25 protein-coding genes are annotated in these 25,025 nt (G+C 64.2%); 12 read left to right on the forward strand and 13 right to left on the reverse strand.

Annotated elements, in window-relative coordinates; all coding sequences use genetic code 11:
* The first annotated feature begins 14 nt into the window (after nucleotides 1-14).
* From HUI96_RS16505 to HUI96_RS16515, 3 genes are all read left to right on the forward strand, one after another.
* On the forward strand, nucleotides 15-1,340 hold the full coding sequence (locus tag HUI96_RS16505; RefSeq protein ID WP_188255764.1) for a protoporphyrinogen/coproporphyrinogen oxidase: 1,326 nt from the start codon (nucleotides 15-17) through the stop codon (nucleotides 1,338-1,340).
* Complete coding sequence (locus tag HUI96_RS16510) at nucleotides 1,337-1,873, forward strand: TIGR02444 family protein (RefSeq protein WP_188255765.1); 537 nt, start codon at nucleotides 1,337-1,339, stop codon at nucleotides 1,871-1,873. Before HUI96_RS16505 ends, HUI96_RS16510 begins: the two co-directional genes overlap by 4 nt.
* A 100-nt stretch (nucleotides 1,874-1,973) precedes the next feature.
* On the forward strand, nucleotides 1,974-2,354 hold the full coding sequence (locus HUI96_RS16515; RefSeq protein ID WP_188255766.1) for a RidA family protein: 381 nt from the start codon (nucleotides 1,974-1,976) through the stop codon (nucleotides 2,352-2,354).
* A 31-nt stretch (nucleotides 2,355-2,385) separates the two neighbouring features.
* Here HUI96_RS16515 and HUI96_RS16520 read toward each other — a convergent pair whose 3' ends face one another.
* The 9 genes from HUI96_RS16520 to HUI96_RS16560 form a co-directional block, all read right to left on the reverse strand.
* On the reverse strand, nucleotides 2,386-3,690 hold the full coding sequence (locus HUI96_RS16520) for a branched-chain amino acid ABC transporter permease (RefSeq protein ID WP_188255767.1): 1,305 nt from the start codon (nucleotides 3,688-3,690) through the stop codon (nucleotides 2,386-2,388).
* Complete coding sequence (locus HUI96_RS16525; RefSeq protein ID WP_188255768.1) at nucleotides 3,687-4,697, reverse strand: branched-chain amino acid ABC transporter permease; 1,011 nt, start codon at nucleotides 4,695-4,697, stop codon at nucleotides 3,687-3,689. The genes HUI96_RS16520 and HUI96_RS16525 overlap by 4 nt, the downstream gene beginning before the upstream one ends.
* Nucleotides 4,698-4,702: 5 nt before the next feature.
* Nucleotides 4,703-5,434 (reverse strand): ABC transporter ATP-binding protein, encoded by a 732-nt coding sequence (locus HUI96_RS16530; RefSeq protein ID WP_188255769.1) that lies wholly within the window; start codon nucleotides 5,432-5,434, stop codon nucleotides 4,703-4,705.
* On the reverse strand, nucleotides 5,431-6,240 hold the full coding sequence (locus HUI96_RS16535; RefSeq protein ID WP_188255770.1) for an ABC transporter ATP-binding protein: 810 nt from the start codon (nucleotides 6,238-6,240) through the stop codon (nucleotides 5,431-5,433). Before HUI96_RS16535 ends, HUI96_RS16530 begins: the two co-directional genes overlap by 4 nt.
* Nucleotides 6,241-6,334: 94 nt before the next feature.
* Nucleotides 6,335-7,519 (reverse strand): ABC transporter substrate-binding protein, encoded by a 1,185-nt coding sequence (locus tag HUI96_RS16540; RefSeq protein ID WP_188255771.1) that lies wholly within the window; start codon nucleotides 7,517-7,519, stop codon nucleotides 6,335-6,337.
* Between the two features lie 268 nt (nucleotides 7,520-7,787).
* Nucleotides 7,788-8,396 (reverse strand): cold-shock protein, encoded by a 609-nt coding sequence (locus HUI96_RS29905; protein ID WP_188255772.1) that lies wholly within the window; start codon nucleotides 8,394-8,396, stop codon nucleotides 7,788-7,790.
* Between the two features lie 141 nt (nucleotides 8,397-8,537).
* Complete coding sequence (locus HUI96_RS16550; protein WP_188255773.1) at nucleotides 8,538-9,188, reverse strand: DUF2161 family putative PD-(D/E)XK-type phosphodiesterase; 651 nt, start codon at nucleotides 9,186-9,188, stop codon at nucleotides 8,538-8,540.
* 160 nt (nucleotides 9,189-9,348) lie between these two features.
* The gene (locus HUI96_RS16555) at nucleotides 9,349-9,798 is read right to left on the reverse strand and encodes a pyridoxamine 5'-phosphate oxidase family protein (protein WP_188255774.1); all 450 of its coding nucleotides are present in this window, start codon (nucleotides 9,796-9,798) and stop codon (nucleotides 9,349-9,351) included.
* A 116-nt stretch (nucleotides 9,799-9,914) separates the two neighbouring features.
* Nucleotides 9,915-10,949 carry an alpha/beta fold hydrolase gene (locus HUI96_RS16560; RefSeq protein WP_188255775.1) on the reverse strand — a complete coding sequence of 345 codons (1,035 nt, stop codon included), beginning with the start codon at nucleotides 10,947-10,949 and terminating at the stop codon, nucleotides 9,915-9,917.
* 222 nt (nucleotides 10,950-11,171) lie between these two features.
* On the opposite strand from HUI96_RS16560, the gene HUI96_RS16565 reads away from it, so the two are divergent.
* Both HUI96_RS16565 and HUI96_RS16570 read left to right on the forward strand, forming a co-directional pair.
* Nucleotides 11,172-11,723: an HPF/RaiA family ribosome-associated protein gene (locus HUI96_RS16565; RefSeq protein ID WP_188255776.1), complete on the forward strand. Its 552-nt coding sequence runs from the start codon at nucleotides 11,172-11,174 to the stop codon at nucleotides 11,721-11,723.
* A gap of 68 nt (nucleotides 11,724-11,791) precedes the next feature.
* Nucleotides 11,792-12,892: a CapA family protein gene (locus HUI96_RS16570; protein WP_188255777.1), complete on the forward strand. Its 1,101-nt coding sequence runs from the start codon at nucleotides 11,792-11,794 to the stop codon at nucleotides 12,890-12,892.
* 44 nt (nucleotides 12,893-12,936) lie between these two features.
* On the opposite strand, the gene HUI96_RS16575 is transcribed toward HUI96_RS16570, so the two are convergent.
* Complete coding sequence (locus tag HUI96_RS16575) at nucleotides 12,937-13,425, reverse strand: DUF411 domain-containing protein (RefSeq protein WP_188255778.1); 489 nt, start codon at nucleotides 13,423-13,425, stop codon at nucleotides 12,937-12,939.
* 173 nt (nucleotides 13,426-13,598) lie between these two features.
* Nucleotides 13,599-16,037, reverse strand: coding sequence for a heavy metal translocating P-type ATPase (locus tag HUI96_RS16580; RefSeq protein WP_188255779.1), 2,439 nt, complete (start codon nucleotides 16,035-16,037; stop codon nucleotides 13,599-13,601).
* A gap of 276 nt (nucleotides 16,038-16,313) precedes the next feature.
* On the opposite strand from HUI96_RS16580, the gene HUI96_RS16585 reads away from it, so the two are divergent.
* Both HUI96_RS16585 and HUI96_RS16590 read left to right on the forward strand, forming a co-directional pair.
* Nucleotides 16,314-17,297, forward strand: coding sequence for a sugar phosphate isomerase/epimerase family protein (locus HUI96_RS16585; RefSeq protein WP_188255847.1), 984 nt, complete (start codon nucleotides 16,314-16,316; stop codon nucleotides 17,295-17,297).
* 37 nt (nucleotides 17,298-17,334) lie between these two features.
* Nucleotides 17,335-18,234 (forward strand): PfkB family carbohydrate kinase, encoded by a 900-nt coding sequence (locus HUI96_RS16590; protein ID WP_188255780.1) that lies wholly within the window; start codon nucleotides 17,335-17,337, stop codon nucleotides 18,232-18,234.
* A gap of 52 nt (nucleotides 18,235-18,286) precedes the next feature.
* On the opposite strand, the gene HUI96_RS16595 is transcribed toward HUI96_RS16590, so the two are convergent.
* Complete coding sequence (locus HUI96_RS16595; RefSeq protein ID WP_188255781.1) at nucleotides 18,287-18,541, reverse strand: DUF1236 domain-containing protein; 255 nt, start codon at nucleotides 18,539-18,541, stop codon at nucleotides 18,287-18,289.
* 3 nt (nucleotides 18,542-18,544) lie between these two features.
* On the opposite strand from HUI96_RS16595, the gene HUI96_RS16600 reads away from it, so the two are divergent.
* The 5 genes from HUI96_RS16600 (at nucleotide 18,545) to HUI96_RS16620 (ending at nucleotide 23,347) form a co-directional block, all read left to right on the forward strand.
* A complete protein-coding gene (locus HUI96_RS16600) occupies nucleotides 18,545-19,168 on the forward strand; it encodes a hypothetical protein (RefSeq protein ID WP_188255782.1) in 624 nt (207 codons plus the stop codon).
* 148 nt (nucleotides 19,169-19,316) lie between these two features.
* On the forward strand, nucleotides 19,317-20,195 hold the full coding sequence (locus HUI96_RS16605; protein WP_188255783.1) for an ABC transporter permease: 879 nt from the start codon (nucleotides 19,317-19,319) through the stop codon (nucleotides 20,193-20,195).
* Nucleotides 20,192-21,037, forward strand: a complete 846-nt coding sequence (locus HUI96_RS16610; protein ID WP_188255784.1) for an ABC transporter permease — start codon at nucleotides 20,192-20,194, stop codon at nucleotides 21,035-21,037. The genes HUI96_RS16605 and HUI96_RS16610 overlap by 4 nt, the downstream gene beginning before the upstream one ends.
* Nucleotides 21,034-22,176, forward strand: a complete 1,143-nt coding sequence (locus HUI96_RS16615; protein ID WP_188255785.1) for an extracellular solute-binding protein — start codon at nucleotides 21,034-21,036, stop codon at nucleotides 22,174-22,176. Before HUI96_RS16610 ends, HUI96_RS16615 begins: the two co-directional genes overlap by 4 nt.
* The gene (locus HUI96_RS16620) at nucleotides 22,169-23,347 is read left to right on the forward strand and encodes an ATP-binding cassette domain-containing protein (protein ID WP_188255786.1); all 1,179 of its coding nucleotides are present in this window, start codon (nucleotides 22,169-22,171) and stop codon (nucleotides 23,345-23,347) included. Before HUI96_RS16615 ends, HUI96_RS16620 begins: the two co-directional genes overlap by 8 nt.
* Before the next feature lie 67 nt (nucleotides 23,348-23,414).
* On the opposite strand, the gene HUI96_RS16625 is transcribed toward HUI96_RS16620, so the two are convergent.
* Nucleotides 23,415-24,953 carry a trimethylamine methyltransferase family protein gene (locus HUI96_RS16625; RefSeq protein ID WP_188255787.1) on the reverse strand — a complete coding sequence of 513 codons (1,539 nt, stop codon included), beginning with the start codon at nucleotides 24,951-24,953 and terminating at the stop codon, nucleotides 23,415-23,417.
* Between the last annotated feature and the right edge of the window lie 72 nt (nucleotides 24,954-25,025).

The raw sequence follows: 25,025 nt of genomic DNA on the forward strand, positions 1-25,025 counted from the left end.
GGAATGCCGCTGGCATGACCGGCAAGAGGATCATCGTCGTCGGCGCGGGCATCGCCGGGCTGGTCGCTGCGCGGCGGCTCAGCCAGGCCGGCCATTCGGTGCGCGTGCTGGAGGCTGCGGAAGTAGCTGGTGGCCGTGTCGGCGACAGGGAGATTCGCGGCATCCGCTTCAATGCCGGCGCGCGACTCGTCTACGGCTTCAGCCCGCCATTCAACGCGTTGCTCGACGAAGTCGGCCTGACAGAAGCGTTGGTCCCGGTACGCCGTCTCTCGGCCGAATGCGTCGGCACAGACGGACGCTGGACGGTGGAACTGATGCCGAGTTTGCAGAGCCTGCTCACGCCGGGCCTGTCCGTCGGCGAGCGCTTGCGCTTCCTGTCGTTCGGCCTGAACACCCTCGCCGCGCGCCGCAGCGCCGATCCCGACGACGCGGCCTCTATGCCCGCCGCAGACGGCGTGACCTTGGCCGACCACATCCGCACTCGGCTGGGGCCGAACGTGCTAGAGCGCATGCTAGAGCCGATCTTTCGCGGCACGCGCAGTTGGAACCCGGAGGAGGTCTCGGCCGCATTCTTCGCCTCGACCGCGCCGCATCTGGTCGGGCACGACACGGTTCATGTCTTCAAGGGCGGCATGGGGCGGCTGCCCGACGCACTGGCGCGGGGCCTCGCGATCGACTGCGCCACGCGCGTCGTCGCGGTGGAAATGCATGAAAGCGGTCCCTGTCATATCCGAGCGGAACGAAACGGTGATGCGATTGGCTACGATGCCGATCTGGTCATCTGTGCCACCGAGGGCTCGGTCGCGGCCGCGCTGTTTCCCGATCTGCCGCCGGACGAGCGAGTTTTTCTCGCTGGCGTCCGCTACAATTCCCTCGGCATCGTGCATTACCGGCTAAACCGGCAGGTCGAGCCGAAAATGCAGTTCTTTACACGCGAGGCTGCCAACACCCTCACCACATGGCAGCAGGTGCCGGGCAACGAGGCGACGGGACAGGCGCCGCAACTTTACGCGCAACTTTCGCCGGAAGCGACGCACGAAGCCAAGGGGCGCGGTATGACCGACCGGCTCGACGAAGTGGTGAGTGAGCGCGTGCGCGAGCTTTATCCAAGCCTCGACCGTGACTGCGTCGATCGGCACGGCCAGTGGATCGAACGCATGCTGCCGCTCTTCTATCCGGGCTACGGCCGCGCCATGGCCGCCTTCCGGGACCGGCAGTCGGCAACGCGGCGAAGAGTCTATTTCTGCGGCGACTATCTGGCGCAGGCGCTGGTCACGGGTGCTGCGGCGAGCGGCGAGCGCGCCGCCCGCGACATCGCCCGCCACTGGGGTGGCGGATGACCGCGTTCCCAGCCCATCCGGCCTGGGATTTTGTCACGCGCCTCTACGGAGCGCCGGGCATCGCGCCGGCCTGCCTGGAATTGCAGGAGCGGCATGGGATCGACGTGACGTTCATGCTGTTCTGCCTCTGGCGGGGTTCGGTGTGCGGCAGGCCGCTCGGCGACCACATGCCTGCCATCGCCACCGCAGCAAGGGAATGGCATCAAGCCGTGGTGCTGCCGGTCCGCGCCGCAAGGCGGCGTCTCAAGCCTGACGTCGATGCTCCGAAACGGCCGGAGGCCGCCGCACTCTACAAGACTGTGCTTTCGGCAGAGATCGACTGCGAACATGCCGAACTACTGATGTTGGCAGACCGCACCGACGCGCTCTGCGGTTCGGCGGACGGTGCCGGCTCCGCCGCTGCGATGGCGGAAAATCTGGCTGGCTTCTTCAGAGCCTCTGGCGTGGAGCTCACCTCCCGGGATCGCCCTGCCCTGACAGCCATCCTCGAAGCGGCGGGCGCCGCCTCAGAACTCGCCCGGCTCTTCCCCTGAAAGGCCTTCCGCCCAAAAGTTTCGTCCGATCGCGCAAGGCTTCGCCGTTCCGCGTCGCGCGGCCTTGTCTACAGTCCCGCCGCGCAAGACAGGAGTTGCAATGAAGAACCGGATTTTCTCAGGGGCGCCCTCGGAAGAGTTCGCCGGCTATGCCAAGGCGGTCATCGACGGGCCGACCATTTATGTCTCCGGAACCCTGGGCCAGGACCCGGTCACCGGGGCGATGCCCGAGGACGCCGGGCAGCAGGCGCGCAACGCGCTGGCATCGATCGCCGCTACTTTGGAGAAGGCCGATGCCGGGCTGAAGAACGCGGTGGCCTGCCGCGTCTACATCACCGACGCGGCTTTCCTGAAGGATGTTGCGGTGGTGCTCGGCGAGACCTTTCGTGACATCCGGCCCACGAACACGCTGCTGATCTGCCAGATCCCGACGCCCGGTGCCAAAGTCGAGATCGAGGTGACTGCCTCGACCCGCGCCTGAACGCCGATCCGCCTCTTGGGGCCGCGAGAAATCACTTGCCGGGGATCAGGCCCTGCGGCCTGAACCTCAGCATCAGGATCAGGATGACGCCCATCACAACGAGGCGCATGTGGGCGGCGCTGTCGATCAGATGCTGCTTGAACTGCGAACCCTCCGCCATGCCGGCAGTGATCAGGTTGATCAGGCCATTGCCCCACGGCTCCACCTGCACCCACAGGTACCAGATCAGGAAGCCGCCAAGCACGGCGCCGAGATTGCTGCCCGAACCGCCGACCACGACCATCACCCAGATAAGGAAGGTAAAACGCAGCGGCTGGTAAGCGCCGGGCGTCAGTTGGCCTTCCAGCGTGGCGAGCATGGCGCCCGCGATACCGAGCACGGCACAGCCGAGCACAAAGACCTGGAGGTGGCGGCGGGTCACGTCCTTGCCCATCGCGGCAGCCGCCACCTCGTTGTCACGGATAGCGCGCATCATGCGGCCCCACGGCGAGTTCAGCGCCGCCTGGGAAAGCCAGATCAGGATCAGCAGCACGGCGAGGAACAAGCCGGCATAGAGCAGCTTCACGACGATACCCGAGGCGGCGGCCGGGTCGGCGCCGATACCGGACACGAAGGAGAGAAAGCCCTGGCTCTGCTGCAGGTCGATCTCGTAGGGCACCGGCCGTGGGATATCGACGATGTTCTTGACGCCGCGACCCAGCCAGTCCTCGTTCTTCAGCACTGCGATGACGATCTCGGCAATGCCGAGCGTGGCGATGGCGAGATAATCGGAGCGCAGGCCGAGCGCGGTCTTGCCGATCAACCATCCCGCGCCGGCCGCCAGCAGGCCGCCTACCGGCCAGGAGAGCAGCACCGGCAGGCCGAGGCCACCGATGTTGCCCTGCAGCGCCGGATTGATCGCTTCGACGGCCGCCGCGGCGGGATCCAGGATCAGCCGGTAGACGACAAAGCCCGCCACCAGCAGCGGCGCCAGCGCCACGAACCGCCAGCGGCCGCGCGGCAGCATTTTGTAGACCCATGCCGCCGCGGCGATGATCAGTGCGCCGAACACCAGCGCAACCAAGATGCGGAATCCGCCAGCCTGCCAGGCGCCTTCGGTCGGCGGGATCGAGACGAGCACCGCCGCCAGTCCGCCCAGCGCCACGAAACCCATGGTGCCGACATTGTAGAGGCCCGCGTAGCCCCACTGTATGTTCACGCCCAGAGCCATGATTGCCGAGAGCAGCCCCATGTTGACGATCGCCAGCGCGGCGTTCCAGCTCTGCGTCAGGCCCGTCGAGACGATCAGCGCGCCCACTGCGACAAACAGCAGGACATTCCTTGTCGCGACGCTCATGCGGATTTCCCCCGGAAGATGCCGGTTGGCCGGAACAGCAGGACGAGCACCAGCACGGTGAAGGAGACGGCAACCTTGTAATCCGTGGTGAGAAGCTGCGCGAGACCGTCCGGCTGCCAGTCAACGGGAAGCAGGTAGCCGAAAACCTTCTTGAAGCTGTAGGTGACGAAAATTTCGGAGAAGGCGATGACGAAGCCGCCTGCGACGGCGCCCAGCGGACTGCCGAAGCCGCCGACCACCGCGGCGGCAAAGATCGGCAGCAGGAGTTGGAAATAGGTGAAGGGGCGGAACGACTTGTCGAGCCCGTAAAGCACGCCGGCCAGCGTCGCCAGCGCCGCCGACAGCATCCAAACGATCATGACGACGCGCTCCGGATTGACACCCGACAGCAGGGCCAGGTTCTCGTTGTCGGAGAAGGCCCGCATGGATTTGCCGGTGCGCGTGCGTCGCAGGAACCAGTGCAGCCAGGCGACGACCAATACGATTACCACCAGCGTCACGGCTTGCGTGGTACGCAGCGCCAGCGATTCGGTCAGCCCTGTCCACTCCCGGAACTGCGCGGCGGTGAAGACGAAGCGCGCGCCATCGGCGAACTGCCGGTCATCGACGCCGATGATGGTTCGCACGATGCCGTTCATGACGAACATGACGCCGAGCGACACCATGACGAGCGTCAGCGAGTTGACCTTGGATCTGCGGTAGTAGCGGTAGACGAGCCGGTCGGTCGCAAGCACGAAGAGCACGGCGACGACAATCCCGGCCGGAAGGGCGAGCAGCGCGGTCGGCAGGGAACCGAAGCCGATGCCCGCCGCCTGCAGTAGCCACATCACCAAGATGGTGGCCATGGTGCCAAAGGCCATGGTGTCGCCATGCGCGAAGTTTGAGAACCGCAAGATGCCATAGACCAGCGTGGCGCCCAGTGCGCCCAGCGCGAGTTGCGCGCCATAGGTGATGCCGGGCAGCAGCACGAAGTTGGCAAAGACGACGAGCGCGTTGAGGAGGTCCATGCCGGTCAGCCTCCCAGGAAGGTGCTGCGCACCTCGGGGTTGGCCAGCAGTTCCGCGCCGGTGCCGGTGAAGCGGTTGGCGCCCTGCACCAGCACGTAGCCGCGATTGGCGATCTCCAGCGCCTGGCGCGCGTTCTGCTCGACCATCAGCACGGTGACCCCGGTACGGGCAACGTCGATGATGCGGTCGAACAGTTCGTCCATGACGATCGGGCTGACGCCCGCGGTGGGTTCGTCGAGCAGAAGCACGCTAGGCTCCGTCATCAGCGCCCGTCCGAACGCGACCTGCTGTCGCTGGCCGCCCGAGAGTTCGCCCGCGGCCTGGCGGCGCTTCTGCTTCAGGATCGGAAACAGCGCATAGACCTGCTCCATGGTCGGACGAAAATCGTCGCGCCGCAGGAAGGCGCCCATTTCGAGGTTTTCTTCCACGGTCATGGAGGTGAAGACGTTCTCAGTCTGCGGCACGAAGGCCATGCCCTTGGCGACGCGTTCCTGCGGTTGCAGGCGGCTGATGTCCTCGCCGGCCAGCCAGACGCTGCCCTCCCTGAGCCGCAACATGCCGAAGACCGCCTTCATGGCGGTGGACTTGCCCGCGCCATTGGGTCCGACGATGACCGCGATCTCGCCCTTCTCGACCGCGATGGTGCAGCCGTTCAGGATGTCGGCCCCGCCATAGCCGCCGGTCATTGCCCGGCCGATCAGGAACGGGGTCGTGCTGCCGCCGGGCACTTCCCTCATGGTGCAGTTGCCCCGAGCACGGCGGGACCGGCCGCGACTACCCTGTTCTTGAGGCCGGTGCCGAGATAGGCTTCGATCACCTGCTCGTTGCGGATGATCTCGGCCGGCGCACCGCGCGCCAGCACCTTGCCCTCGGCCATGACGATGACGCTGTCGCAGAGGCGCGCAATGAAATCCATGTCGTGCTCGACGACGCAGAAGGTATAGCCGCGCTCCTTGTTGAGGCGAACGATCGCGTCCCCGATGGTCTTGAGCAGCGTCCGGTTCACGCCGGCGCCCACCTCGTCCAGAAAGACGGCGCGGGCGTCCACCATCATGGTGCGGCCAAGTTCGAGCAACTTCTTCTGACCACCCGACATGGTGCCGGCCCGCTCGTCGCGCAGATGGGTCAGTGTCAGGAATTCAAGCACATCCTCGGCCTTCGCGCGCAGGCGTTCCTCCTCCCGAGCGATGCCGCTGCGATTGGTCCAAGTGCTCCACAGGCTTTCGCCGATCTGGTTGCCGGGCACCATCATCAGGTTTTCCAGCACGCTCATGGAGGAGAATTCCCGGGCGATCTGAAAGGTTCTCAGCAGGCCCTTGGCGAACAGTTCGTGCGGCGGCAGGCCGGTGATGTCCTCCCCGCCCATCGTCACCCTGCCGGACGTTGGCGGGTAAAGCCCGGCGATGACGTTGAAGAGCGTCGACTTGCCGGCGCCGTTCGGGCCGATCAGCCCGGTGATCTTCCCGGCCGGGATCTCCAGTGAAACGCCGTCGACGGCATGGAAGCCGCCGAAATGCTTGTGGACGTCGTGGCAAATTATCATTGGTGTCTCGGCGATCCCCTCACCGCCGCGTCGTTCGCTGCCAGCGAAACAGCATGGCCCGCCGCTGGTGCGGCGGGCCATGCATCGCAAAGCCTCAGTGGAACTTGACGGTTTTCATCTCGCCGTTTTCGACGACGATCTCGCGGTAGGAGCCGGCGCTTTCGCCCTTGCCGATGAACTCCACTGCCGAGCCGCCGACATAGTCGATATCGCCGCCTTCCTTCAGGATCTTGAGGCCCTTGGCGAGTTCGCCGGGGTAGATCTTTTCGCCTGGCGCGTTGACCACGTCCATGATCTTGCCCTTGTAGTCCGCCGGCTTGGCAGAACCCGCCGCCTGCATGGCGAGCATCATGATGGCTGCCGCGTCGTAGGTCTCCGGCACGAAGGTGGCGTTGCCATCGATCCCGGCAGCCTTGGTCATTTCCAGCAGCGTCGCCGCACCGGGACTATCGGAGCCTGGACGATCGCCGAAGGCGCCGTCGAGTTGCGAGCCGAACTTCGCCAGCAGACTCTCGCCCCACATGCCGTTCGGGAACACGAATTTGGAAAAGGCGCCAGTATCGAGCACCGTCTGCACGATTCCGGCACCGCCCTGGTCGGCATAGCCGGCCACCACGATCGCATCGCCGCCGGCAGAGGCCAGCGCACCAACCTCGGCCGAATAGTCGCCCTTGCCGTCCTCATGTGGGGCGCTCAGCGTGATCTTGCCGCCGAGTTTCTCGAATGCTGACTGGATCGAGGAGGCGATCCCCTTGCCATAGTCGTTGTTCGTGTAGCTGATCACGGCTGACTTGACGCCGCGATCGGTCATGATCTGAGCCAGGATCTCGCCTTCGCGGGCATCCGACGGCGCGGTGCGATAAAACAAGCCCTTGCTGTCGATGGTCGACAGGCCCGGCGACGTGGCCGACGGCGAGATCAGCACCATGCCGTTCGGGATCGCGACATTGGTCAGGACCGCGCTGGTCGCGCCCGAGCAGGTCGGGCCGATGATGCCGGACACCTTGTCCGACGTCACCAAGCGCTCCGCAGCCGCAGTCGCGGCACCGGCGTCGATGCAGGTCTCATCGTTGCGGACCGGGACCACCTTGGCACCATCCAGGAAAAGGCCAGAATCGCTGACCTCCTTCATGGCCAGTTCGGCGGCCTGCGCCATCGGCGGCGTCAGCGTCTCGATGGGCCCGGTGAATCCCATTTCGATGCCGATCTTGACGTCTTCCGCCCGCGCGGCAGTCGCCAGCACGAGGCATGAAACCGATGCGATAAGTAACTTTCTCATTTTCTCCCCCAGAATTCCCACTCTCTATGATTGCAGCACAAGCTGGGATTTCCCCCCTGGAAGCCCAATCTGCAATATTCGGCTTCCTACTATGTGCGCTGGCAACAGTGATGTCACATTATGGCATGTTGGAGAAAGCTGGCATTTTGTTGATTTCGGTTTTTTGGCGAAGATTCCGACTTTTCCCCACATCGTCGAATGGTCGTCCAGCCCCAGGCAAGTACCATCGCCTGGAGAGGACTGAGCCCCTCGGTCCCCCGACGCCTGCTCAGACAGGCCGGATACTGCGGGCTTCCAGTCCCTTCTGCCCCTGCGCATAGGTCATCAGCACCCGCTGACCTTCAACGAGGGTACTCATGCCGGATCGGTTCAGGGCAGAGGCGTGGACGAACACGTCCTTCCCGCCTTCGGCACGGCAGATGAAGCCGAAGCCCTTGTCGGCGTTATACCACTTTACGGTACCCTCCCCTTCCTGCTCAGAGGAATTTGGCTGAAAAGAACGCTCGGATGCGGGACGACGCGATAGATTCAAGTCCGGCGTCGCCGGACCTGCGTCCAGAACCTCGAGCACCTGCGACACCTGCTTGCCTCGCGCAGCGTCCTGCAGGGTCACTTTTATCTGCGCTCCCTTCGGAACGCTGTTGTGTCCAGCAGCTTCCAGCGCACGGATGTGCAGAAACGCTTCTGATCCATCGACTGTCCTGATGAAGCCGAAGCCCTTGTCGGGGTTGAACCACAGGACTTCAGCATCGATGGGATCTAAGACTGCTGGCGTCGGGCGCTGAAAATAGCTTGGCCCTTCTAGCGGCTCCAGAAATGAAGGCAGGTCACCGGGAAAGTCGCGGCGACGTTCTCTCTTGCTTACCTTATTACCCATTGATGTCTCGTTCTGAGTGATTGATGGTCCGAACCAGCACTGGCGCGTAGCTCAACGCCACGATGACAGGATGAACGGGAGTTCGGCATTGACAATTATCATTTCGTCGAGCGCGCGCTAGGCCATAAGATAGATGATCCGCTACGGCGCCGGCCAACGTTGCAGCGCTTCCCGCCCTGCCGAGGTGAGTTCGTAGAGCCCTCGCTCCGCCCGATTGAACCAGCCATAGACATTGCGGTGCAAGATCTTCTGGGCATTGGGTGCAGTGGGCTTGAGATCCCGCGGCCGGCGTGGTCCCTCCGACAATGCTTCAGCGCAGGCGAGCGCCTCCTGCCTGTAGGCGGTCATGATCGGCTGCCGCGAGCCGCCACCGACGGTTGGATCGCCCCTTCTGCGGCGATGCTCCTCGATGAGACGCGACCTGCGCTTCGGGTCACGCCGCGGTGGCGGGGCGGCGGGGCTGAGCAGGAGTTCGACGTTCTCTCCCCGCACCCCCAACAATCCGAAGCCCAGCCTCCGGCAGAGAGCTCTGAAGCGAGGATCATCTTCACGACCTCTGCCATTCGATGAGAGCCTGGCGGCAAGCCACACCTCGTCGCAGGCAACGGCCCGATCGACTCCCTGAAGGAGGAGTTCGAGATTGAACTGCAGCTTCATCTCGCAGACGATCACCACCGGCGGATCGCCATCGGCCAACGCCACGATATCGCAGCCGCTGACCTCGCCCTTCACGGCATAGCCGAGGCTCTCGAGGAAGCGTTTCAGGGGCGGGTAGAGGGACGTCTCGGACACGAGCCTCTCATCGGCGATTCGTGTCGCGAACAGAAGCACCGTCACATTCCGATTAGCGCGCGAACTCCTGCGACTTAGCCGCTTCACACCATGATCACGCTTTTGGAAATGCGATCGCCCTTACGTTGGGGGCTTTGTTCTCCCGGCAGAATTCAAGGCCCTAACGCTCTTTCGCCTCGCGCCCCGATAGCTGGTCGATCGAGATCCGGAAGAACACGTGCGGCGATTGGTTCGAGACTGGCTGCGCGTCTGGCTTGAGCGCTCCCGGCTCCCACCAATTGGCGTGCTGACTGAGCAGCGACCAGGCGTGTTCGCGTTCCACCTTGTAACCGATCCGGTCGCGCAGTTCCTCGAAGCGGCCTTCGACCAGCACGCTTTGCCAGGCGCGGCCGGGCCCACTCAATTCCACCAGCATCGCTACCGCGGGATTGGCTCGCAGATATTCGATTTTCCGGCCGGGCAGTGAAAACGCGTAGAGATAGTTTCCGCCATAGGCATAGTAGATCGGCACAAGGTAGGGCCGGCCGTCGGAGGAGCACGCAAGGCGGCCCAGCCGGTTTGCCTCCAGGAGCTTCCTGCATTCCGGGCTGCTGAGACTCCGTACCCACATATTGTTTCCCTCACCTATGCGCTCGCATCGCCTCGGGGCCGAGCAGCGAGCAGGACTATGTGAGCGCCGAGGGTGTCACTCACATTGATGTGGATCAAGGTTCCGGGAGCGATCCATCAGCAGTGGGCATCGATCCAGGAGAAGATGCTCGGCCAGACCCCGGCATGGGCTTCGCGCCCGACGAGCACGCCGACATGCTGCAGACACACGCCTCTCTCGCCGGAGATCTTGATCATCTGGACGTCCTTGGCTCGGATGACGGACAGGAACGGCTCGACCGACGCGACTGGCGCGATCTCGTCCGCTGTGTTCACGATCGCCAGCGTGGGCGCCGCAATTCGTTCGGGACCGACTGACACGCCATCCATCGTCAGCGCGCCGGAGCACAGGCGGTTTTCGCGGTAGAGCCAGTCGATGATCTGATGCACCAGCCGCCCCGGCAGGGGAACCTCGTCTAGCGCCCAGCGCTCCACTCGCGCATGGATTTCCAGCGCATGACCGTCAGTGATGCTGAGCGCCGCGTCAATCATGCGCGACCAGATGAAAGTGTTGGGCGAGGCCAGCATGCTCATACAGGACAGAAGCGAGCCCGGAAATGGATGGGTTTCGGTGAGATTCGCCGGGACCAGGCTGACCAGCGCATCACGGAAAGTGCTCCTTCCCGGCTGGAAGCAGAGGGGCGCAGAGAGAAGCACGAGACCACTGATGCTTTCGGGCGAGAAGGCCGCGTAGATGGCCGCAAGCGTGCCACCCAGCGAATGGCCGATCACGGGCGGTGCACTCGCCGCGCTGCCGGCAATCGCAGCGACACAATCATCGATGGCCCGCACGTAGTCTTCGAGACCTCGGTTGCCATGACGCTGCGAGGCCGGCTCCCACTCAAGCAGATAGACGTGCAGGCCGTGCCTAAGGCAGCAGCGGATCGCGCTCGCCGACGGAGCGAGGTCCCAGATATAGGGGCGCTTGATGGGAGCGGCGATAACCAGGAGCGATGCCGCCCGGTCGCGGCCTCCATAGTCGCGAAGACGCCAGAACGGCGCTGCGGAAACCACCTGATACGGGCATTCGCGAGCGGCGAGACCCAGCGCGTCAAAAGCATTGCCGTGAGCGCGGCGCAGGCTGTCGGCCAGCTCGAACTGAACTCTGCGCAACGAATCCAGCGCTTGCCACATAGTGCGGCCCAGCCATGTTCCTCACACGCAGCTTTGTGCCCCTTCCGGCCAGCATCATGTTTGATCGGCATCAATGTGCACTCACCATCGGCGGGCGACCACCAGGTTCAATTGGAGCTCCGCCAAAGGGCTTTGACGCGCGTCAATGCTACGCGCACGGGACCGAGTCACACGCTCGATATTTGAGGCGAGAACAGAGCCATGCAGATTGAGCCTCAGATCCGGTTCCGGGGAATGGAGCCGTCTCCCTCCGTCGAGGAAGTCGTGCGGGAACGCATAGAGCGCCTGACCCGCTTCCATGATCGCATCACCTCGTGCAGCGTGGTGATCGAGGCGCCGCACAGGCACGGCAGGAAGGGCAGGCTCTATCAGGTCCTGGTGGATGTGACGGTGCCCGGCAAGGAGATCGTCACAGGTAAGGGAGAGGATCGGAACCGAGCGCATGAAGACGTCTATGTCACAATTCGCGACAGCTTCGATGCTGCCCAACGCCAACTCGAGGACCTCGTCCGCAAGAAGAGTGGCCATCGTGTGAAACCGCATCCGCAGGTCCTACGTGGCAGGATCACGCGGCTTATGCCGACAGAAGGGTACGGCTTCATCCAGGCGCAGGACGGCCGGGAATTCTTCTTTCGGCGCGAGAGTATGGCCACCGACACGGGTTGGGCTGGCCTCGCCGAGGGAAGCGAGGTCCGCTTCTCCGAGCATGAAGGCGACAAGGGCCCGCACGCCTCCAGCGTCGAGCCAATGTGAGAGGAGCCGGCGCCCCCGGTCAGCGCGGGATGTCTTGTAGTCGAAATTGCCCTCTATAAAATGGACAAATGAGGATCTTCCTGTGCGGGGACGTCATGACCGGCCGAGGCATCGACCAGATCATGCCTCGTGCCTGCGACCCTGTTCTCTACGAACCTCACATGCGCTCGGCGCTCGGCTATCTGGCCCTGGCAGAACGCGCGTCGGGCGAGATCCCTCGGCCGGCGTCCTTCGAATATGTCTGGGGCGATGCGCTGGACGTCATCGCGGCCCGCAGGCCCGACTTCCGGATCATCAATCTCGAGACCAGCATCACCGACGACGGGACACACGAGCCGAAGGGTATAAACTATCGGATGCATCCCGGTAACATCGGCTGCATCACCGCTGCAGAGATCGATTGCTGCGTGCTCGCCAACAACCACGTGCTTGATTGGGGGGTAAGCGGTCTTCTGGACACGCTTGCCGCGCTGCAGCCTGCGGGAGTGACGGTGGCCGGCGCCGGTGTCGATCGGAATGCAGCGGCGGCCCCGGCGTTACTCCAAGGCAGCGCCGGCCGGCTGCTCGTGTTCGCCTTTGCATACTCCTCGAGCGGTGTTCCCGATCATTGGGCGGCGAAACCGGCGCGGCCAGGAGTGAACTTCCTCAGGAGCTTGGGCCCGGGTTCCGGCACCAAGATCGCGGCCGACATCGAAGCCTGGAGGCAGCCGGGCGACCTCGTCCTCGTCTCGCTGCATTGGGGACCGAATTGGGGCTACGACATACCTCAGCTTCATCAGGCATTCGCACGCGAACTGATCGACCGCGCCCGCGTGGACATTGTGCATGGCCATTCGTCCCATCACCCTCTGGCGATCGAGGTGCATGCCGGGAAGCTGATCCTGTATGGCTGCGGCGACTTCATCAACGACTATGAAGGGATCTCTGGATACGCGGAGTATCGCCCAAATCTCGTCCTCGCCTACTTCGTCGAGCTTGATCCTCGCGGCCGCCTTCTTGCGCTGGAACTTGCTCCCTTCCGACTACAGCGGTTCCAACTCGTTCGAGCATCGCCCTCGGAAACTGCCTGGCTTTGCCGCGTCCTGGACCGGGAATGCCGCCGCTTCCGCGGGCATATGCGAATGGGAGATTCGGGACTGCGGCTCCTGTCCGAGAATGAAGGTGGGTGAGCCGCTGGTCGCGCTTCCACCAGGCGCGGCCAGCGGCGCTGCGCTCAGATCTCCTGCGCGCCACGAATGCGCGCGAACGTCTTTTGGCCGGAGGGACCAAACAGGAAGACCTCGTAGTCTTCGGGCGTGACGCCTGGAAAATCCATGCCGGGAGAGCCGGCGGGCATTCCGGGAACCGCAAGACCCGTGCCGGAGGGCCGCTCGGCCAGGAGGCGCTGGAGGGCCGAGACCGGCACATGCCCCTCTATGACATAGCCACCCACTTCGGCCGTATGGCAGGAGTAAAGCGCCGAGGGCACGCCAAGCCGCTGCTTGAGGCTGTCGAGATCGCCGGATTCAACTACTTTCAACGGAAATCCCGCAGCCCGGATATGCTCGGCCCAGCCGGTGCAGCAGCCGCAATTCGGATCCTTTGTCACCGTCACCAGCGGCAAAGCGTCGGCGCGTCCCAATCCTGTCAGGGAAAACAGGCCCGGTATCGCAGCGGCGCCCACCAGAAGGGCACGACGGCTGATCGCATGGTTGTTTCGCATCGTTGTTTCTCGCTTTACGAACACTGCCGCCGACGATTTCAGCGGCCCAAGTGGGCTCCCCCGCCGGGTTACTGGAGCATACTATCCTGCCTTTTTCAGTCAGCCTTGCGGCAGCGCAAGGAACGAAGCGGTCCCGGAAAAAGACGCTGCCATACGGAGCCCACCGCAGCCTCCTACAATTTCGCGGCGCGAAGCCGGGAAGCGTTCGCGATGACGCTCACCGAAGACAGCGCCATGGCGGCGGCCGCTATGATCGGTGACAGGAGAATGCCGAAGGTCGGGTAGAGCACACCAGCCGCCACGGGGACCCCCAGCGCATTGTAGATGAAGGCGAAGAACAGGTTTTGCCGGATGTTGCCCATCACCGCTTGCGAGAGCCGGCGCGCCCGCACGATACCGGTCAGATCGCCCTTGAGCAGGGTAACGCCGGCGCTTTCCATCGCCACGTCGGTACCGGTGCCCATGGCGATGCCGACATCGGCGGCCGCGAGCGCAGGGGCGTCATTGACGCCATCGCCCGCCATCGCCACGACGCGGCCGGCGGCCTTGTGCTGCTGCACCACCGCACTCTTCTGATCCGGCAGCACCTCGGCCTCGACCTCGTCGATCCCGAGTTGCCGGGCGACGGCTTGCGCAGTTGTCAGGTTGTCGCCGGTGAGCATGACGATCCGTATGCCCTGCGCCTTCAGCGCGGCCAGCGCTTCCGGCGTAGAGGCCTTCACCGGGTCCGCTATGGCGAGGATCGCCGCCGCCTGCCCGTCGACGCCCATGAAGATGGCCGTCGCTCCGTTTTTGCGCAGTTCGTCCGCTTCCTCGGTGAGCGGGCCGACATCGACGCCCTGCTCGGCAAGGAAGCGGGCGTTGCCGAGAGCGATGCGCTTGGCTTCGACGGTTCCGAGTGCGCCCTTGCCGGTGGGCGAGTCGAAATCAGCCACAGGTGCGATCGCGATCCCGCGTTCTTCGGCGGCGCGGACGATGGCGAGGGCGAGCGGATGCTCGCTCGCCCGCTCCACACTCGCGGCAAGGCGCAGGGCTTCCGCCTCCGTAAAACCAGACGCCGGAACGATGGCCGTGACGGCGGGCCGACCTTCGGTGAGCGTTCCCGTCTTGTCGACGACAAGCGTGTCGACCTTCTCCATGTGCTCGAGCGCCTCGGCGTTCTTGATGAGAACACCTGCGTGCGCGCCGCGCCCGACGCCGACCATGATCGACATCGGCGTCGCAAGCCCGAGCGCGCAGGGACAGGCGATGATGAGAACGGAAACCGCCGCGACAAGACCGAACGAGAAACGCGGCTCCGGACCCCAAATCGACCAGGCGACGAATGCAAGCACAGCGACGACGATCACCGCCGGAACGAACCAGCCCGACACCTGGTCGGCGAGACGCTGGATCGGCGCGCGGCTGCGCTGAGCCTCAGCGACAAGCTGAACGATCTGAGACAGCATGGTGTCGCGGCCGACCTTCTTCGCCTCGATGACGAGCGCGCCGGATTGATTCATCGTCCCCCCGATCGCCTTCAAGCCGACCTCCTTGGTCACCGGCATTGACTCGCCCGTTACCATCGACTCGTCGACGGCGCTGCGGCCTTCGAGGACTTCGCCGTCGACGGGGACCTTCTCGCCGGGCCGAACGCGAAGGCGATCGCCGACATGAACCGCGTCAAGCTGCACCTCTTCCTCGGTACCGTCGTCCCGAATGCGCCGGGCGGTCTTCGGGGCGAGGTCGAGTAGCGCGCGGATCGCGCCGCTGGTGCTCTCGCGCGCCCGAAGTTCCAGCACCTGCCCGAGCAGAACCAGAACCGTGATGACGGCAGCAGCCTCGAAGTAAACCGCGACGGAGCCGTCCGCTTGTCGAAAGGCATCAGGGAAGATGCCGGGCGCGACCGTCGCCACGATGCTGTAGATCCATGCCGCACCCGTACCCATCGCGATCAGGGTGAACATGTTGAGATTGCGGGTGACGAGCGATTGCCAGCCGCGCTGGAAGAAAGGCCAGCCCGCCCAGAGGACGACGGGTGTTGCAAACACCAGTTGCAACCAGTTGGAGGTCCCCTGGCCGATATAGTGGTTCAGACCGAGAAAATGCCCACCCATCTCGAGGATGACCACCGGTATCGCCAACGCCAGCCCGATCCAGAAGCGGCGCCTCATGTCGATCAATTCAAGATTGGGCTCCGCATCGACGCTGACCAGCACAGGCTCCAGCGCCATGCCGCAGATCGGACATGATCCCGGCCCCACCTGCCGGACTTCCGGATGCATGGGACAGGTATAGACGGTGCCGGGCGGTGCCTCTTCGATCGGCCCGCCCTTTTCCGAGACGTATTTTTCCGGATCCGCCGTAAACTTCGTCCGGCAGCCATCGGAACAGAAGTACCAGGTCTTTGCGCCATATGTTGCCCGATGGTGCGTCGTGTGCGGATCGACCATCATGCCGCAAACCGGATCCTTGACGCGATGGCCGCCTTCGACCGGAGCGGCCGCGCCGGCTTGCTCGTGATGATTGCCTGAGTGGTCAGGCCCGTGATGAGGATGGCTTGCAGGATGCCGATGTTCGGGGCTGCGCGAGCCGGCAGCATGGAGAGAAGTCTGAATTTTGCCCTTGCCCATCATACACCTCGTCCGGAAATCGCTCGCATGCCTTCTGCACCTTCCCGCCGCTGGAAGGTCAAGGGGGATGTCGCGAGGCGGTGCCGGTGTGCCGTTGCCGCAGCGTGATACGCATCACATTGGTTCGGAAACGTTCTAAAATCTGCTTGGCTGCAGAGGGCGTGGGAAACCACGATAGCGCTCAGGAACCTGCCACAAAGCCCACCGCCGGGGTGTTCTCCTTGCTACCTCATGACATTCGTGAGAACCGTAAGCGAGTTGACGGTATCGGACCACATGACCTTTTCGCGCTTCGCCACCCGGCTCAATTCCTTCGCCTCCGCGCCGCAGCTTTTCTGGCCAGACCTGAATGGAAAGCCGACGATGATGCAGATGGCCGAGCGAGCGGCGAGCGCCAAGGGCCTGACCGACCTCGATCTCAACTATCCGGACCACGTCTCAGATGATCCGGCGGCGATTGCCCGGCGCATCGGCGACTTCGGCCTTTCGATCAACGGCCTGGCGATGCGCTACTACACCAATTCGGCCTTCAAGCTCGGCGCCTTCACCAATCCCGACAGAGCGGTGAGGCAGGAAGCGATCGATCTCACGAAGCGGGGAATTGATGCCGCGCGCGCGATGGGCGCCGACCTCATGACCATCTGGCTCGGCCAGGACGGGTTCGACTACAATTTTCAGCTCGACTACGAGCGCGCCTGGGATCTGGAGATCGAAGGCATACGCGCCGTCGCCGAGCACGATCCGAGCTGTCGCATCAGCATCGAGTACAAGCCGGACGAGCCCCGCGCCCACAGCCTGCTCCGGGATGCCGCGACGACGCTGCTCGCCATAGCCGAAGCCGGCGCGCCGAACCTCGGCGTGACGATCGATTTTGCCCATTCCCTCTATGCCGGCGAACAGCCGGCCTTCGCCGCGCATCTCATCCATCGCCGCAGCCGGCTGTTCGGCGTCCACCTCAACGACGGCTACGGCAAGCGAGACGACGGGCTCATGGTCGGTGCGGTGCACCTGCGTTCCACGCTCGAACTGCTGCGCCAGATCCGCCGTGACGGCTATGACGGCGCGCTCTATTTCGACACCTTCCCGGACGCCAGCGGCCTCGACCCCGTGGCGGAGTGCGAGGCCAACATCGCCACCGTCCAGCGCCTGCTCGCGATCGCCGATCGGCTGGACGGGGACAACAGGCTCGCCGACGCATTCGAGCGGCAGGACGCGGTCGTCAGCCAACGGATCGTCAACGAAGCGCTGATCGGCGCCTGACCAGGGCGATGGGAATGACCTTCAAGTCACGCTCCCCATGAGCACGTCCGAAAAGCCAGTCATCGTCGTGGTCGGGAGCCTGCACTACGACATCATGGTGGACGCCCCGGACCGGCCCCGGAAAGGCGAAACCATCACCGGCTTTTCCTGGCGCCCGAAGTTCGGGGGCAAAGGCGGAAACCAGGCAGTCGCGGCGGCGGGGGCTGGTGCCGAGGTTCGCATGGTCGGCGCAGTCGGCGATGAAGATTTCGGGCGTTTCCTGCTGGACCGGCTGGTCGCCGGCGGTGTCGACGCCTCGCATGTGACCAGACTGCCGGAAGTGGGGTCCGGGATGAGCGTTGCGATCTCGGATTCTGGAGGCGACTACGGCGCGGTGATCGTGTCGGGATCGAACCTCCTCCTCGATCCCGCCGTTCTCGCCGACCCGGCCCTATGGTCCAGCGCCAAGGCGCTAATCCTCCAGAACGAGATGCCGAATGCAGTCAACATCGCGGCGGCGCGTGCGGCCCGGGCCGCTGGGGTTTTGGTCTGCCTCAACGCAGCACCCTCTCGTCCTCTGCCGGAAAAGTTGACAGCCTTAATCGACCTGCTCGTGGTGAACGCCATCGAGGCGGAGCAGCTAGGCGGGTTGCGCGTGACAGACCTTCCGTCCGCAGCGGATGCAGCCAGGGCGCTGGCGGAACGCTTCCCAGCCGTCGTCGTCACGGCAGGAGAGGATGGCGTGGCCGGGATGCGACGCGGCGCCCATCCGGTGATGCTGCCGGCCCTTCCGGTGACGCTTGTCAGCACCCATGGAGCCGGCGACGTGTTCGTTGGCACGCTCGTGTCGCGCCTCGCGGCGGGACACTCCTTCGACGACTGCTTGCGCTCTGCCAACGAGGCCGCCGCAATCCACGTCTCGACCACGCCGCTGGCGGAGAGGAAGTTTTTGCCCTGAAACAACGCTTTCCGTCGTCCGGAACTTCGCCGCTCAGACGCCTGCGATGCAGCTAGCCAATGATCGCCACGACTTCTAGCGAGCCCGCGTCGACGATCACGATCCGCCCGTCCGGCAGCACGAAATACTGATCGTCCCTGTAGTCGGGAACAATCTCCACGATACGAGCCGGGAGCCGGTGCAGATGGACCTCCCGCGGTACATGGGCGCCCACGTCGACCGAGAAGTTGATGTCACGCTCGGGTTCGACGTGCACCTCGCGGAAGATGTTCCTGACCTCGGTGCGTTGCTCCTCTCCAAGACGCATCCCATGCCGTCCCTGCATCCTGCCGCCGTGCCCTTCGATCCGACCGCCTTGCTCACCTTGTTGATCTTGCTGTCCGCCCCGCTGCATTCCATGACCGCCGCGCATCTCGCCCCCGCGCTCTTCGCCTCTGCGCCCGCCCTGGTCACCCTGCTGATCTCCTTGTGTACGAGGCTCCATTGCATGCCCGCCGCGCATCTCCCCGCCGCGCTCTTCGCTTCTGCGCCCGCCTTGGTCACCCTGCTGACCTCCTTGTGTACGAGGCTCCATTGCATGACCGCCGCGCATCTCCCCGCCGCGCTCTTCCGCGCCCGGCGTTTCTTCGCCGCTCTCGCCACGTTGCCCTTGCATCTGGCGGCCGCCCTGCTCGCCTTGCGCCGCCCCGCATCTGCCTCCGCGGCCCTGGGTCTGGTCAGGCGCCTTCTGCCTGGGCATTTCGGTCTGGGCCACGGCAAGTCCGGGAGAGATGCCGAGGGCCAATGCAAACGTGCTCTTGATCAGGATCTGTCTCATGGTCGTTTCCCACATGGGCTGGGGAAACCGAACTTTGGACAGAAGATCCTCGTTCCATCACGTTTGGAGCGGGAATCGTTTGCATCGACTGACACGCGGGCAGCCCATGCGGAATGAAACTATACGCGCGCTCCCGAGGAGGAGTGCTCAACCGGCGGGCAAATTGCTATTCCGGCAGTAGACATCGCAGCGCCGATCGACCAATCTCGCACCCCGCAAACAAGAAAAGGCGCCGCAAACACGGTGCAGCGTGAATCGGGTGGGCATGACCAATAGGTGGCAACTGTATGACGCGCGGCTGGCATGGATGCTGGTCGCCCCGGTCCTATTGCTACTGGTTTTATTCCTGCTGCTGCCGATCGCCGTGATGGCCGTCTACACCTTCTTCACCTTCGTCACGGCAGGCGTGGAGACGAGCGCGCTGACGCTGGCAAACTGGAAGGAATTCCTGACCGACAGCTACTATCACGGTTTCCTGCTGAAGACCGTCCGGGTCGGCGCCATGACCGCGATCATCTGCGGGGTCCTTGGCTACTTCCCCGCCTATTTCATCTGGGCGACGACCTTCCGGCACAAGTGGCTGCTACTCTTGCTGCTGATCGTGCCGTTCTGGATCAGCTTCACCATCCGTACCTTCTCGTGGATCCATATCCTCGGCGAGCAGGGGCTGATCAATGTCACGCTGCTCAGGCTGGGGCTGATCGATCAGCCGCTGCAGATGCTCTATACGGAGGGCGCAGTGGTCATGGGGCTGCTGCACTTCCTGCTGCCCTACATGATCCTAAACGTCTATGTGAGCCTGGAGAGCATCGACCGGACGCTGATCTCGGCCGCTCGGTCCATGGGTTGCACGAGCGCGCAGGCGTTTCGCGAGGTCACCTTGCCGCTCTCTCTGCCCGGACTCGGAGCGGGCCTGCTGCTCTGCTTCGTGCTCGCCGCCGGCAGCTATGTGACGCCACAACTGCTCGGCTCAGGACGCGACGCGCTGTTCGGCAATCTGATCTACGACACGATCATGGGGCAGCTTAACTGGCCCATGGGCGCCACGCTCTCGATCGTGCTCTTCATAGTGCTCGGCTGCTTTGCGGCCGCCTACACCCGCTACATGGGCATGTCCCAGATCGTGAAGGGGCTCGGCGGATGACCCCGGCTCAGCATCACGACAAGGAAGGCCGCTGGGCCTGGCGCCTGACCGGCTTCATCACGCTGCTCGTCTACATCTTCATGTTCGCGCCGATCATCGCCACGGTGGTGCTCTCCTTCAACGCCTCGATGTTCGGGGGCTTTCCGCTCACCGGCTTCAGCCTACAATGGTACGCAAAGCTCCTGGCCAACGAGCAGGTTCTCGCCGCCTTCAAGACCTCGATGTGGATCGCGCTCGTCACCGCCGCCGTTACGACGCTGCTCGGCATCATCACGGCGTTTGCGCTGGTGCGCTTCGACTTCCGCGGCAAGGCGACCCTCGGGACGCTGGTTATCCTGCCCGCACTGGTGCCGGAGACAATCCTCGGCGTCGGGCTGCTGGTCCTGATCAAGGCAGTCGACCAGCCGCGCAGCCTGGGGCTGCTGTTGCTGGGCCACATCCTTCTGGCAGTGCCCTATGTGGTGCTCATCGTACAGGCGCGCATGGTCGGCATCAGGCGGACCTATGAGGAAGCGGCGCTCTCGCTCGGCGCATCGCGCCTGTCGTCCTTCGGCGAGATCACGCTGCCGCTGCTCATCCCGGCGGTTGTCGCAGGCGCGCTTCTTGCCTTCACCATCTCCTTCGACAACACCTCGGCCAGCCTGTTCTGGCGTCCGGCCGGCGTCGAGACGATGCCGACCCAGATCCTTTCAATGCTCAAGATTTCGATAAGCCCGGAGATCAATGCCCTCGGCACCGTCATGATCCTCGTGACCGTCGGCATTCCGCTCGTCGGCGGGCTTGTCCTGCAAGGTCTCAGCCTGTTGAGAAAACGTGTCGAAGCAAAAGGGGAACTAGCATGAAAATTTCGACGACGAAGAGACTTGAGAGACTGAACGAGCGCTACGGAAACGGCGATCTTAGCCGCCGCACCTTCCTTGGGCTGACGGCCGCGGCGGCCGCCTCGGCAGGGCTGTCGATGCCCTGGATGGGCCGCGCGCTCGCCGCCGCCACGGAAGTGCGCTTCGACGGCTGGGGCGGCGTGGTGCAGGAGGCGATCGACAAGTATGCCTTCCAGCCTTACACCGCCAAGACGGGCATCAAGGTCGTGCAGGGCACGTTCGGCGACGAGAACGAGGTCATCACCAAGGTCAAGACCTCGAAGCCCGGCGACTTCCAGATCGTCCACTCCTCGGGCGTGAACTACTACATCAAGTACGTCAACGCCGGCGTGAATGCGGAGATCAACGAGGCCAACATTCCCAATATGGCGAATGTGCTGCAACCGATGATCGAGCCGTTCCGCAAGATCACGCCGAAGATCTCGGCCGTGCCCTACGACTACGGCACCACCGGCCTTGCCTACAACACCACCGTGATCTCGCCGGAAGAGGCGAAGGAGAAGGGCGTCGGCCTCCTGTTCGACCCGAAGTATGCGGGCAAGGTGGGCGGCTACGCCGATATGACCACGCGCGTCTGGTATGCCGCCCTCCAGAGCGGCCAGGACCCGAACAACATCCAGGACATGGATGCCGTCTGGGCGAAGGTGCGTGAGAACCGGGACCTCGCCAAGAAGTTCTGGAGCTCCGGCGCCGAGTTGATGGACCTGCTGTCCAAGGGCGAGGTCGTCGTGACCGATGCCTGGTCGGGCCGCATCGCCGCGCTGCAGCAGCAGGGCCATCCGATCGGCTATCTCGATCCGGCGGGCTCCTATGCCTGGATGGAGGATATGCTCGTCCTCAAGGGCTCGCCGATGGCCGAATGCGAAGAGCTAATCAACTTCATGCTCGAGCCCGCCACCTCGATCGCCGTCGCCGAGGGCCAGAACTATCCGCCGTCGCTGGATCCGACCAAGGTCGAGCTCACCGAGAAGATCAAGGCGCTCCCCGCCTTCGATCCGACCGGCTCGATGAAGTCGCTGACCTTCGCCGATCCCGTCTACTGGGCGAACAACGAGGACGCCTGGAACAAGCAGTGGGACAGGATCTCGAAAGGTGCATGACAGCATTCACTCGACACCCCGGCCGGCTTCGGCCGGAGCCCTGCCGGCCGGCGCGGGCGAGCATGCCGCTCGCGCCGATGGGCAATTGGAGAAGCCGGCGGTCGAGTTCCGCGATATCGACATCCACTATGGCAAGTTCGTCGCGGTGCGCGATTTCTCGCTCGCCATCCGCAAGGGCAGTTTTGTAACCCTGCTCGGGCCTTCCGGCTGCGGCAAGACCACCATCCTGCGTTCGATCGCCGGCCTGGTCGACATCTCGACAGGCCAGATCTCGATCGGCGGACGGCGGGTCGACGACATCCCGATCTACAAGCGCAACATCGGCCTGGTCTTCCAGAGCTACGCGCTGTTCCCGCACAAGTCCGTCTTCGACAACGTCGCCTTCGGGCTGAAATACCGCAACGTGCCGAAGCCGGAGATTGCCCGCAGGGTCGGCAAGGCGCTTGAGATGGTGCGCCTGCCGGGCAGCGAGAAGAAGCTGCCCTCGCAACTCTCGGGCGGGCAGCAGCAGCGCATCGCGCTGGCGCGCGCCATCGTGTTCGAGCCGGAAGTGCTGCTTCTTGACGAGCCGCTCTCGGCGCTCGACGCCAACATGCGCGAGGAGATGCGCGTCGAGATCAAGAAGATCCAGAAGGAGACCGGCATCACCGCCATCTTCGTGACCCACGATCAGGAAGAGGCGCTGTCCATGTCCGACCGGATCGTCGTCATGAATGCGGGACGCATCGAGCAGATCGGCTCGCCCGAGGAGGTCTACGAGGCTCCGGCAACCGCTTTCGTCGCCGATTTCCTGGGCAAGGCGAATATGCTGCCGGGCGTGGTGGCGTCGGTGGATGGGCAGAAGGCGACGATCGCGCTTTCGGCCGGCCAGCAGGTCACGGCGCTTTCGCCCAAGGTCCTGGCCTCCGGCGCCCGCGTCACCGTCGTGGTCCGCCCGCAGAAGCTGTCGGTCGGCACCTCCGCCACGGGCAACCGGCTCGCCGGAAAAGTGGTCTCGACCTCCTATCTCGGCGGCAGCGCCATCTACGAGATCGGGATTGGCGAGGGCACCATCATCCGCGCCAACACCCAGATCGACGGCAGGCTCGCGCGCGAAGGCGAAGCCATCGATGTCGGCTTCGACCCGGCCGCCTGCGTGCTGATGGACGAGAAGGGTTTTCGCATCGCGTAGACGCGACCTCGACCCAACCCATGGCAGCCTTGCTGTCATGGATGGCGCCTTTGGACTAGGGATCGCTTCAGTTCAGCGGCGAGCCGCCCTCGCGCTTGCGGCGCTCCATATAGTCCCGCAGCGCTACGTCGATCCCCGGATCGAGCGGGGGCTGCTCGTAGTTGGCCAGGACCTTCTTCCAAATGGTATTCGCGCGTTCGCGCGCCGTGACCTGCCCCCGCTCGACCCAGGTATCATAATTGTCCCAGTTCGAAACCAGCGGCGAGTAGAAGGCGCGTTCGTAACGCTGCATCGTATGTGCAGCGCCAAAGAAGTGGCCGGCCGGCCCGACCTCCCGGATCGCGTCAAGCGCCAGCGTTTCTGCATTCACCTGCGGCGGCTCGAAATAAGCCGCCATCATCTGCAGCATCTCGCAGTCGATGACGAGCTTCTCGAAGGACGCGGTCAGTCCGCCCCCGAGCCAGCCCGCGGCGTGGAGCACGAGGTTCGCCCCGCCCATCAGGCAGCCCCACAGCGACATGGCGCTCTCATAGGCCGATTGAGCGTCGACCGCATTCGCGGCCGTGACGTTGCTTGAGCGGAACGGTACGCCGATCAGCCGGCACAATTGCCCGGTGATCTGTGCGGCCATGGTGTATTCGGGCGTCCCGAAGGCGGGCGCGCCGCTCCTCATGTCCACGTTCGAGGTGAAGCCGCCATACATCACCGGCACACCCGGCCGTACGATCTGGGTCAGCACGATGCCGGCAAGAGCCTCCGCATGCTGCTGCGCAAGCGCACCCGGCAGGGTGACCGGGCTCATCGCCCCGGCAAGCGTGAAGGGCGTGATCACGTTGACCTGCCCATGCTCGGCCAGGGCGATGAGCCCCTCGGCCATCGGTTCGTCCAACTGCAGGGGCGAGTTGGTGTTGATGATGCCGGTGAACACGGGCATCTCGGTTGCCAACTCCTCCCGGGTTGTGCCCAGCGAGATGGCGACCATCTCCAGGGCGTCGATCGTCCGGCCCGTTCCGAGTGTCTGCGGCTGCCAGTTCTTATCCAGCAGCGTGATCTCCGCGTAGTAGAGATCGAGGTGGCGCGTGTTCGGGTTTAGGTCCATCGCCTCGAAGGGGCCGCCGCCTTCCTGGTGCAGGATATCGAAGCTCTGGATCAGCTTCAGGTAATCGCACATTTCGGCATAAGTGCCGCTTCGCCGCCCGCGATCATTGTCCATCACATAGGCCGGGCCACCGACAGAAGAGAGGATGCAGTGGCGCCCGCCGACTTTCAGGTTGCGCTGAGGATTTCGCGCGCGAAGCTCGAACGTCGCGGGCACCGTCTTCAGCCGCTCGGCGATGAGCGCCCGATCCATCCGGACGCGATGCGTGCTTTCGTCTACATCGGCTCCCGCGGAGCGGTAGAGCGCGCGTGCCTCCGGCTTGAGGACCCGCATCCCGACCTCTTCGAGGATGATGAGAGCGGCATCGTGGATCGCCTCCACCTCATCCTTCGACAGGACCTCGATCGGTGCATAGGGCAGAACCAGTTGCTTCCAAGGCTGCTGGCGAATGGCTCCCGTTTCGCGCTGCGGGCGGCTTGCCCGCCGGCGGCCAGGCGTTCTCTCCAAAACTGTCTCCATGTCTACCGGCTTTCGCCGCGAGGGGCCGCCTCGCCCCTCGCCTCTTCGGGTCTTTGAGCG

The organism is Pseudaminobacter soli (ex Zhang et al. 2022) (assembly GCF_014595955.1).
Lineage (GTDB): Bacteria > Pseudomonadota > Alphaproteobacteria > Rhizobiales > Rhizobiaceae > Kumtagia > Kumtagia pseudosoli.

Bases quoted from the DNA above. Each gene is read 5' to 3' on its own strand.
- HUI96_RS16505 (WP_188255764.1), top strand. From the start codon at position 15: ATGACCGGCAAGAGGATCATCGTCGTCGGCGCGGGCATCGCCGGGCTG.
- HUI96_RS16510 (WP_188255765.1), top strand. From the start codon at position 1,337: ATGACCGCGTTCCCAGCCCATCCGGCCTGGGATTTTGTCACGCGCCTC.
- HUI96_RS16515 (WP_188255766.1), top strand. From the start codon at position 1,974: ATGAAGAACCGGATTTTCTCAGGGGCGCCCTCGGAAGAGTTCGCCGGC.
- HUI96_RS16520 (WP_188255767.1), bottom strand. From the start codon at position 3,690: ATGAGCGTCGCGACAAGGAATGTCCTGCTGTTTGTCGCAGTGGGCGCG.
- HUI96_RS16525 (WP_188255768.1), bottom strand. From the start codon at position 4,697: ATGGACCTCCTCAACGCGCTCGTCGTCTTTGCCAACTTCGTGCTGCTG.
- HUI96_RS16530 (WP_188255769.1), bottom strand. From the start codon at position 5,434: ATGAGGGAAGTGCCCGGCGGCAGCACGACCCCGTTCCTGATCGGCCGG.
- HUI96_RS16535 (WP_188255770.1), bottom strand. From the start codon at position 6,240: ATGATAATTTGCCACGACGTCCACAAGCATTTCGGCGGCTTCCATGCC.
- HUI96_RS16540 (WP_188255771.1), bottom strand. From the start codon at position 7,519: ATGAGAAAGTTACTTATCGCATCGGTTTCATGCCTCGTGCTGGCGACT.
- HUI96_RS29905 (WP_188255772.1), bottom strand. From the start codon at position 8,396: ATGGGTAATAAGGTAAGCAAGAGAGAACGTCGCCGCGACTTTCCCGGT.
- HUI96_RS16555 (WP_188255774.1), bottom strand. From the start codon at position 9,798: ATGTGGGTACGGAGTCTCAGCAGCCCGGAATGCAGGAAGCTCCTGGAG.
- HUI96_RS16565 (WP_188255776.1), top strand. From the start codon at position 11,172: ATGCAGATTGAGCCTCAGATCCGGTTCCGGGGAATGGAGCCGTCTCCC.
- HUI96_RS16570 (WP_188255777.1), top strand. From the start codon at position 11,792: ATGAGGATCTTCCTGTGCGGGGACGTCATGACCGGCCGAGGCATCGAC.
- HUI96_RS16575 (WP_188255778.1), bottom strand. From the start codon at position 13,425: ATGCGAAACAACCATGCGATCAGCCGTCGTGCCCTTCTGGTGGGCGCC.
- HUI96_RS16580 (WP_188255779.1), bottom strand. From the start codon at position 16,037: ATGGGCAAGGGCAAAATTCAGACTTCTCTCCATGCTGCCGGCTCGCGC.
- HUI96_RS16585 (WP_188255847.1), top strand. From the start codon at position 16,314: ATGACCTTTTCGCGCTTCGCCACCCGGCTCAATTCCTTCGCCTCCGCG.
- HUI96_RS16590 (WP_188255780.1), top strand. From the start codon at position 17,335: ATGAGCACGTCCGAAAAGCCAGTCATCGTCGTGGTCGGGAGCCTGCAC.
- HUI96_RS16595 (WP_188255781.1), bottom strand. From the start codon at position 18,541: ATGCGTCTTGGAGAGGAGCAACGCACCGAGGTCAGGAACATCTTCCGC.
- HUI96_RS16600 (WP_188255782.1), top strand. From the start codon at position 18,545: ATGCCGTCCCTGCATCCTGCCGCCGTGCCCTTCGATCCGACCGCCTTG.
- HUI96_RS16605 (WP_188255783.1), top strand. From the start codon at position 19,317: ATGACCAATAGGTGGCAACTGTATGACGCGCGGCTGGCATGGATGCTG.
- HUI96_RS16610 (WP_188255784.1), top strand. From the start codon at position 20,192: ATGACCCCGGCTCAGCATCACGACAAGGAAGGCCGCTGGGCCTGGCGC.
- HUI96_RS16615 (WP_188255785.1), top strand. From the start codon at position 21,034: ATGAAAATTTCGACGACGAAGAGACTTGAGAGACTGAACGAGCGCTAC.